The sequence below is a fragment of the Eikenella sp. HMSC061C02 genome (assembly GCF_001809035.1).
In the GTDB taxonomy this organism is placed as follows: Bacteria; Pseudomonadota; Gammaproteobacteria; order Burkholderiales; family Neisseriaceae; genus Eikenella; species Eikenella corrodens.
Map to the genome: position 1 here is coordinate 1 of NZ_KV795524.1, position 6,630 is coordinate 6,630.

At 52.7% G+C, this 6,630-nt stretch carries 4 protein-coding genes; 2 read left to right on the forward strand and 2 right to left on the reverse strand.

Going from position 1 to position 6,630, the window contains the following annotated elements:
- Positions 1-114: 114 nt before the first annotated feature.
- Both HMPREF2541_RS01905 and uvrA read right to left on the reverse strand, forming a co-directional pair.
- Positions 115-975 (reverse strand): DUF4393 domain-containing protein, encoded by an 861-nt coding sequence (locus HMPREF2541_RS01905; protein ID WP_168161086.1) that lies wholly within the window; start codon positions 973-975, stop codon positions 115-117.
- Between the two features lie 36 nt (positions 976-1,011).
- Positions 1,012-3,861, reverse strand: a complete 2,850-nt coding sequence (uvrA, locus tag HMPREF2541_RS01910; protein ID WP_070541453.1) for an excinuclease ABC subunit UvrA — start codon at positions 3,859-3,861, stop codon at positions 1,012-1,014.
- Between the two features lie 346 nt (positions 3,862-4,207).
- On the opposite strand from uvrA, the gene mnmG reads away from it, so the two are divergent.
- Positions 4,208-6,103 carry a tRNA uridine-5-carboxymethylaminomethyl(34) synthesis enzyme MnmG gene (gene mnmG / locus HMPREF2541_RS01915; RefSeq protein WP_070541456.1) on the forward strand — a complete coding sequence of 632 codons (1,896 nt, stop codon included), beginning with the start codon at positions 4,208-4,210 and terminating at the stop codon, positions 6,101-6,103.
- A 145-nt stretch (positions 6,104-6,248) separates the two neighbouring features.
- Entirely contained in the window at positions 6,249-6,524 is a 276-nt protein-coding gene (locus HMPREF2541_RS01920) for a tetratricopeptide repeat protein (RefSeq protein WP_003824520.1), read from the forward strand.
- The last annotated feature ends 106 nt before the right edge of the window (positions 6,525-6,630 follow it).

The window sequence follows — 6,630 nt, forward strand, 5'->3', positions numbered from 1 at the left end:
GAAAAATACAGTTGCTACGCGTTGGTTTTAGGGTTCCTCATGATTCATGGGTAGGGTGTGTGGCGCAGCCACGCACGCGGTAGGTTGGATATACAAGCTACGGCTTGCTTGATATTAAGATAAAATGCCGATTGCTTGAGCGAATTTTTTTCCGAATTCAGTTATCAAAAATTGTCCTTTAACCAATTCAAGCTTGGATTCTGGCACTTCATCTTCTATCACTTTAATTATTTCCTCCCCATAAGAATATAATATATCGTTAGTCCACCACTCTTCAAATGATATTTCTACTATTTTCAAACGTTCCCAGTTCTCAATGGTATTTATCTTAACATCATTTAATGGCGGAGGTAATAAATTTCTAAGAACTATATTATAGTGTCCTTTATCATTAATAATACGTTTAATATTACAAATTGGAATAATAGAAATATCATGCAATGAAAACAATTCTTTTAAACAACGAGCATCAATAGAACTGAGTTGTTTTAAAACTTCAACATATGCGGGGTGTGTTATATTTTCCTTTGTCTTATCAACGGTATTAGCGATAATATTCTCGTACATCTCTCTTAGATCAGGTTCTTCTTGAGCATAAACTAAACTTTCGGTTGCATTAGCCAAAGTCGGTAATGAATTAAGTTTTATATTCCGCTCTCCAATATTTGAAATTTTCTCACCAAGAGATTGTGACACTTCTGGATTTAATAAGGATAGATTTTCTCCAATTCTTAATTTGGCCCGAGTTACTGCAGAAATAGCCTTATATAGCAAATTTATTCCGGTATTTTTTAAAAATGCTATTTTCTCATTACTATCCGCTTCGTATTCCCCTGCACGTTGCAATCTAATATCAGAGCTTGACTGAAGAGCATGAATTTCTTCTACACTATCAGGTTTAATAATTTCAGAAGTCGTTTTTAGCATATTTAAACTTTGATCTATTGTTGTTTCTACATCATCTAAATTTTTCATCATCTGCACCCTATCAGTGATTGTTTAATCTTAGAATTATAAAACCATCTCCAAATACTTCCCAGTATAACTCCCCTTAACCTTCGCCACTTCCTCGGGGCTACCTGAAGCAATAATCCTCCCGCCTCCATCACCGCCTTCCGGCCCTAAGTCCACAATCCAATCCGCGGTTTTAATCACATCCAGATTATGTTCGATAATCACAATCGAGTTGCCTTTGCCTTTCAGACGGCCGATTACTTTCAGCAGCAGGGCGATGTCGGCGAAGTGCAGGCCGGTGGTGGGTTCGTCGAGAATGTAGAGCGTTCTGCCGGTGTCGCGTTTGGATAGCTCCAAGGCGAGTTTGACGCGCTGGGCTTCGCCGCCGGAGAGGGTGGTGGCGGATTGGCCGAGGCGGATGTAGCCCAGGCCTACGTCCATGAGGGTTTGCAGTTTGCGCGATACGGTGGGGACGGCGTCGAAAAAATCGCGGGCTTCTTCGACGGTCATGTCGAGGACTTGGCTGATGTTTTTACCTTTGTATTGGATTTCGAGGGTTTCGCGGTTGTAGCGTTTGCCGTGGCAGACTTCGCAGGGGACGTACACGTCGGGTAGGAAGTGCATTTCGACTTTAATCACGCCGTCGCCTTGGCAGGCTTCGCATCGGCCGCCTTTGACGTTGAAGGAGAATCTGCCGACGTTGTAGCCGCGTTCGCGCGAGAGGGGTACGCCGGCGAAGAGTTCGCGGATGGGGGTGAACAGGCCGGTGTAGGTGGCGGGGTTGGAACGCGGGGTGCGGCCGATGGGGGATTGGTCGACGTTGATGACTTTGTCGAGGTGTTCGAGGCCGTGGATGTCGTCGTATGGAGCAGGTTCTTCTTGGGCGCGGTTGAGTTCGCGGGCGGTGATTTTGGCGAGGGTGTCGTTAATCAGGGTGGATTTGCCGCTGCCGGATACGCCGGTGATGCAGGTAATCAAACCGAGCGGCAGCTCGAGAGTAACGTTTTTGAGGTTGTTGCCGCGCGCGCCTTTGAGGACGAGCATTCGGTCGGGATTGACGGGCGTGCGTTCAGACGGCACGGCAATGGATTTTTTGCCGCTGAGGTATTGTCCGGTAACGGATTTTTCGCATTTGGCGACGTTTTCGGGCGTGTCGGCAATTAGTACGTTGCCGCCATGTTCGCCTGCGCCCGGGCCCATATCGACGACGAAATCGGCTTCGCGGATGGCGTCTTCGTCGTGTTCGACCACAATCACGCTGTTGCCCAAGTCGCGCAGGCGTTTGAGGGTGGCGAGCAAGCGGTCGTTGTCGCGCTGGTGCAGGCCGATGGAGGGTTCGTCCAATACATACATCACGCCGGTTAAGCCGCTGCCGATTTGGCTGGCAAGGCGGATGCGCTGGGCTTCGCCGCCGGAGAGGGTTTCGGCGGAGCGGGAGAGATTCAGGTAATCCAGCCCGACGTTAATCAGGAAGCCGAGCCGCTCGGTGATTTCTTTGAGGATTTTTTCGGCGATTTGTTTTTTGTTGCCGTCCAAATCCAGCGTTTCGAAAAATTGGTGGGTTTTGGTCAGCGGCCAAGCGGAGACTTCGTGTAAAGGTTCGCCGCTGACGTAAACGTAGCGGGCTTCTTTGCGCAAACGTGCGCCGCCGCAGCTCGGGCAGGCGCGGTGGTTTTGGTATTCGCGCAGTTTTTCGCGCACGGTTTCGCTATCGGTTTCGCGGTAGCGGCGTTCGAGATTGGGAATGATGCCTTCGAAGGCGTGGCTGCGGTTGAAGGTGGTGCCGCGTTCGGATAGGTAAGTGAAATCAATGACTTCTTTGCCTGAGCCGTGCAGCACGACTTTTTTCACTTTTTCAGGTAGCGTTTCCCAAGCAGCCTGCACGTCGAAACCGTAATGCCGCGCCAGCGACTGAATCATTTGGAAATAGAACTGGTTGCGCTTGTCCCAGCCGTCAATCGCCCCCGTTGCCAGCGACAATTCAGGATGGGCGACCACTTTTTCGGGGTCGAAGAAATTGGTGTTGCCCAAGCCGTCGCAAGTCGGGCAGGAACCCATCGGGTTGTTGAACGAAAAGAGGCGCGGCTCCAATTCGGGCAGGCTGTACGAACACACGGGGCAGGCGAAACGCGCGGAAAACCAATGCTCTTCGCCGCTGTCCATCTCCATCGCCAGCGCGCGCTCGTTGCCGTGGCGTAGCGCGGTTTCAAAGCTTTCTGCCAACCGCTGCTTGATGTCCGCCTTCACTTTCACGCGGTCGATAACCACGTCGATATTGTGCTTGATGTTTTTTTCCAGCTTCGGCACTTCGTCCAACTGATAGACCTCGCCGTCCACGCGCACCCGCGCAAAACCCTGCGCCTGCAAGTCGGCAAAGAAATCGACAAACTCGCCCTTACGCTCGCGCACCGCCGGTGCCAAAATCATCACGCGCGTGTCTTCCGGCAGCTTCAATACGGCATCGACCATCTGCGACACGGTCTGGCTCGATAGCGGCAAATTGTGTTCGGGGCAATACGGCGTGCCGACGCGGGCGTACAAAAGGCGCAGGTAGTCGTGGATTTCCGTTACCGTGCCGACGGTGGAACGCGGGTTGTGGCTGGTGGATTTCTGCTCGATGGAAATCGCGGGCGACAGGCCTTCGATCAAATCGACATCGGGTTTGTCCATCATCTGCAAAAACTGCCGCGCATAGGCGGAAAGGCTCTCAACATAACGCCGCTGCCCTTCGGCATACAGCGTGTCAAACGCCAGCGACGACTTGCCGCTGCCCGACAGCCCCGTGACCACCACCAGTTTGTGGCGCGGAATGTCCAAATCGACGTTTTTCAAATTATGCGTGCGCGCGCCGCGGATGCGGATGGTGTCGTTGTCGCGGGTGGGGTGTGGGTGGTTGTGTTTGCACATGATGAAGCCGGAAAACTCAATAAAAAGAAACCGCGTATTGTAACACTTTCAACCCGCCTCTTGCCCTACGCCGCAAACCGGAAAGGCTACCTGAAAGCCGTTTTTCAAGCGCACAACTTTTTCAGGCAGCCTCTATCCCGGCACAGGCTACCTGAAAATGAGCAAAGCGAATTTCGCCAAAACGAGATTTCCGGAGGAAGCCGAGTTTCTGCAAAGCTAAAACAATATTTGGGAGAAGCCAAGGCAGGGTTTCTGCTAAGTTCAAAACCCTTTTCCGTTTTTCAGGTAGCCTCATCCGGCGGCAAAACCGCGTATAATCGCTTGATTTTTTACTACCCACACAATCATGCCCACCATCCTCTACTCCAAAACCTACGACGTCATCGTCGTCGGCGGCGGCCACGCAGGCACGGAAGCCGCGCTCGCCGCCGCGCGCATGGGCGCGCAGACGCTTTTGCTCACACACAACATCGAAACGCTCGGACAAATGTCGTGCAACCCCTCCATCGGCGGCATCGGCAAAGGCCATTTAGTACGCGAACTCGATGCGCTCGGCGGCGCGATGGCGTTGGCAACCGACAAATCCGGCATCCAGTTCCGCCGTCTGAACGCCAGCAAAGGCGCGGCAGTTCGTGCCACGCGCGCGCAGGCGGACCGCATTTTGTACAAAGCCGCCATCCGCGAAATGCTGGAAAACCAAGAAAACCTCGACCTCTTCCAGCAGTCGGTTGATGATGTAACGCTCGACGGCGACCGCATCAGCGGCGTGATTACCGCGATGGGCGTGGAATTTAAAGCCCGCGCCGTCGTGCTGACCGCCGGCACGTTTTTGTCCGGCAAAATCCACATTGGTTTGGAAAACTACGAAGGCGGTCGTGCCGGCGACCCCGCCGCCAAATCGCTCGGCGGCCGTTTGCGCGAGTTGAACCTGCCGCAAGGTCGTCTGAAAACCGGCACGCCGCCGCGCATCGACGGGCGCACGATTGATTTCTCCCAGCTCACCGAACAGCCCGGCGACACGCCCGTGCCCGTCTTTTCCGTGCGCGGCAACGCCGATATGCACCCGCGCCAAGTGTCCTGCTGGATTACGCATACCAATTTGAAAACACACGACATTATCCGTTCAGGCTTCGACCGCAGCCCCATGTTCACCGGCAAAATCGAAGGCGTCGGCCCACGCTACTGCCCGTCTATCGAAGACAAAATCAACCGCTTCGCCGACAAAGACAGCCACCAGATTTTCCTCGAACCCGAAGGCCTGACCACCAACGAATACTACCCCAACGGCATTTCCACCAGCCTGCCGTTCGACATCCAAATCGCGCTCGTGCGCAGCATGAAAGGTCTTGAAAACGCCCATATCCTGCGCCCCGGCTACGCCATCGAATACGACTACTTCGACCCGCGCAACCTCAAAGCCAGCCTCGAAACCAAAACCATCCAAGGCCTCTTCTTCGCCGGACAAATCAACGGCACGACCGGCTACGAAGAAGCCGCCGCACAAGGTCTGCTAGCAGGCGCAAACGCCGTGCAATACATCCGCGAACAAGACCCGCTCCTGCTGCGCCGCGAACAAGCCTATCTCGGCGTATTGGTGGACGACCTCATCACCAAAGGCGTGAACGAACCCTACCGCATGTTCACCAGCCGCGCCGAATACCGCCTGCAACTCAGGGAAGACAACGCCGACATGCGCCTGACCGAAGACGGCCACAAAATCGGCTTGGTGGGTGAAGCGCAATGGCGCATGTTCAACGAAAAACGCGAAGCCATCGAACGCGAAATCCAACGTTTGAAAACAATGTGGTACACGCCGCAAAAACTCGCCGAAGACGAACAAATCCGCGTGTTCGGACAAAAACTCAGCCGCGAAGCCAACCTGCACGACCTCCTGCGCCGCCCGAACCTTGACTACGCCGCACTGATGACGCTCGAAGGCGCAGAACCCGAGTGCAGGCTGCCTGAAAACGTGATTGAACAAGTGGAAATCCAAGTCAAATACCAAGGCTATATCGACCGCCAAAACGAAGAAATCGACAGCCGCCGCGATTTGGAAACCTTGAGGCTACCTGAAAACATCGATTACAGCAAAGTCAAAGGTTTATCGGCAGAAGTGCAGCAAAAACTCAACCAGCACAAACCCGAAACCGTCGGACAAGCCAGCCGAATTTCCGGCGTAACCCCTGCGGCAGTGGCTTTGCTGATGGTGCATTTGAAGCGCGGGTTTAAGGGGGCGAAGTAGGCTGCCTGAAAGTGCAGGCTGCACACAAATAGCCGTCATGAAACAATAGGAATGAAATCCGTTTTTCAGACGGCACGGCATGAAGATTCTGAGCGCATACAACGTGCCCATCCATTAGCGTTTTAAAAACCATAAGAGAATTAAGATGAAGCATTTGACAAAATTACTGGTAGCCGCATTGCTGGCTTTGGGTTTGAATCAGACAGTTTGTGCGGATGACGCATCGGATTTTCGGGAGACCTTGCAGTTGGCGGAACAAGGAGTTGCTGAAGCCCAATATAATTTGGGTGTGATGTATGACAACGGACAAGGCGTACGCCAAAATTTTCATCTTAGCAAGGAATGGTTTGGCAAAGTATGTGATAGTGGAGATCAAAATGGTTGCGACAAATACCACTCTTTAAATCAGGCAGGCTATTGAACGATTTGTGATGCCCTTGCATTCGCACTTCAAGCGCAATGCTTGAACACTTTGGCGAGCGCCGCTAAAAACAAAGGGGCTGACGTAGATTAGCAGTCATGCTAGT

Bases quoted from the DNA above. Each gene is read 5' to 3' on its own strand.
- HMPREF2541_RS01920 (WP_003824520.1), top strand. From the start codon at position 6,249: ATGAAGCATTTGACAAAATTACTGGTAGCCGCATTGCTGGCTTTGGGT.
- uvrA (WP_070541453.1), bottom strand. From the start codon at position 3,861: ATGTGCAAACACAACCACCCACACCCCACCCGCGACAACGACACCATC.
- HMPREF2541_RS01905 (WP_168161086.1), bottom strand. From the start codon at position 975: ATGAAAAATTTAGATGATGTAGAAACAACAATAGATCAAAGTTTAAAT.
- mnmG (WP_070541456.1), top strand. From the start codon at position 4,208: ATGCCCACCATCCTCTACTCCAAAACCTACGACGTCATCGTCGTCGGC.